The 2,222-nt window shown below is 71.3% G+C and carries 2 protein-coding genes; both read left to right on the forward strand.

Annotated features, from left to right (window positions below; genetic code table 11):
* Positions 1-1,157, forward strand: a 1,157-nt coding sequence (locus G6045_RS40345; protein WP_165337220.1) for an acyl-CoA dehydrogenase family protein, incomplete at its 5' end; no start/stop codon positions are given.
* Positions 1,154-2,221: a Zn-dependent alcohol dehydrogenase gene (locus tag G6045_RS40350; protein ID WP_165337221.1), complete on the forward strand. Its 1,068-nt coding sequence runs from the start codon at positions 1,154-1,156 to the stop codon at positions 2,219-2,221. The genes G6045_RS40345 and G6045_RS40350, both read left to right, overlap by 4 nt.
* Position 2,222: the final 1 nt, after the last annotated feature.

Here is a 2,222-nt window from a genome sequence, read left to right on the forward strand (position 1 = left end):
GCGCCTGGGAGCGCAAGCTCGGCGAGGGCGGCTGGATCGGCCTCGGCTGGTCCGCCGACGCCAACGCCAACGCCAACCCCAACGCCGACCCCACCTCGTACAAGAAGCGCAGCCCCTACGGCAATCGCACCACCACCCTCACCCAACAGGTCGTCTGGGCCGAGGAGTACGCCCGCGTCCAGGCGCCCGGACGGTACGGGCACATCGGCGAGAACCTGCTCGCGCCCACCCTGCTCGCGTACGGAAGCGAGGAGCAGCGGCGGGAGTTCCTGCCGGCCATCGCCTCGGGCGAGCAGATGTGGTGCCAGGGCTACAGCGAGCCGGGCGCCGGATCGGATCTGGCCGGGCTGCGGACCACCGCCGTACGGGACGCGGACGGCACGTACCGGATCACCGGCCAGAAGATCTGGACCTCGCTCGCCCACGACGCCGACTGGTGCTTCGTGCTCGCACGCACCGAGGCCGGAACCGCGCGGCACAAGGGGATCAGCTTTCTGCTCGTCCCCATGGACCAGCCGGGCCGGATCGAGGTCAGGCCGATCCAGCAGCTGACGGGCACGAGCGAGTTCAACGAGGTGTTCTTCGACGGGGCCGTCGCGCGCGCCGAGCACGTGGTGGGCGGCGAGGGCAACGGCTGGCAGGTGGCCATGGGGCTGCTCGCCTTCGAGCGGGGCGTATCGACGCTCGTCCAACAGATCGGGTTCGCCGAGGAGTTGGGGCGAGTGCTGCGCGAGGCCGCCCGCAGCGGCGCCGTCACCGATCCCGTCCTTCGCGACCGGCTCGTACGGCAGTGGGCCGAGCTGCGCACCATGCGCTGGAACGCGCTGCGGACCCTGGGCGGCACACCGGACCCGGGTGCGCCGAGCGTCGCCAAGCTCCTGTGGGGCGGCTGGCATCAGCGGCTCGGCGAGCTGGCGATGCAGGTGCGCGGCACGCTCGCGACCCTCGGGCCGTACGACTGGAGCGAGAGCAATCCGTACGAACTGGACGCTTTGCAACGGCTGTTCCTGTTCACCCGGGCCGACACCGTCTACGGCGGCTCGGACGAGATTCAGCGGGGCATCATCGCCGAGCGCGTGCTCGGACTGCCCAAGGAACCCAAGGCGCCTGCCGGGCCCGGGGGTTCAACACAGGGAACCCAAGGAGGGGACCGATGAGGGGCGTCATCTTCGACGGCAAGCAGACCCAGGTGGTCGACGACCTGGACGTACGGGACCCGGGGCCGGGGGAAGTGCTCATCGCCGTCGCCGCGGCGGGGCTGTGCCACAGCGACATGTCCGTGGTCGACGGGACCATCCCCTTCCCCGTGCCGGTGGTGCTCGGCCATGAGGGCGCCGGGGTCGTCGAGGCGGTCGGCGCGGGCGTCACGCACGTCGCCGCCGGCGACCACGTCTCGCTGTCGACGCTCGCCAACTGCGGTGCCTGCGCGGACTGCGACCGCGGCCGGCCGACGATGTGCCGCAAGGCGATCGGGATGCCCAAGCAGCCGTTCTCGCGCGGCGGGAACCCGCTCTTCCAGTTCGCGTCCAACTCCTCCTTCGCCGAACGGACCGTCGTCAAGGCCGTGCAGGCCGTGAAGATCCCGAAGGAGATCCCGCTGACCTCCGCCGCACTGATCGGGTGCGGGGTGCTCACGGGCGTCGGAGCCGTGCTGAACCGGGCGCGCGTCGACCGCGGTGACACCGTGGTCGTCATCGGCGCGGGCGGCATCGGGCTCAACGTGCTGCAAGGCGCGCGGATCGCGGGCGCCACCACGATCATCGCCGTCGACGCCAACCCCGCGAAGGGCGACGCGGCACGGCAGTTCGGGGCCACGCACTTCATCGACGCGTCCGCGGTGGAGGACACCTCGGACGCCGTACGGGAGATCCTGCCCACCGGAGCCGACCACGTCTTCGAGTGCGTCGGCAACCCGAAGCTCATCCGCCAGGCCATCGACCTGCTCGACCGCCACGGCCAGGCCGTGCTGCTCGGCATGACCGGCGCGAAGACCGAGGCGTCCTTCCTGCCCGCGCCGATGTTCCTGGACAAGTCCATCCTCGGCTGCCGCTACGGCTCCTCGCGCCCCCAGCGCGACATCCCCCTCTACGCCTCGCTCTACCAGCGCGGCCAGCTCCTCCTCGACGAGCTGGTCACCACCACGTACCCCATCGAGGACTTCGCGAAGGCGGCGGACGACCTCCACGGGGGCCGCGTGGCGCGGGGGGTGCTGACTTTCTGAC

The organism is Streptomyces mesophilus, assembly GCF_011044995.1.
Lineage (GTDB): Bacteria > Actinomycetota > Actinomycetes > Streptomycetales > Streptomycetaceae > Streptomyces > Streptomyces mesophilus.

What these genes read in the sequence shown, in the direction of transcription:
- G6045_RS40350 (WP_165337221.1), top strand. Translation starts at nt 1,154, where the DNA reads ATGAGGGGCGTCATCTTCGACGGCAAGCAGACCCAGGTGGTCGACGAC.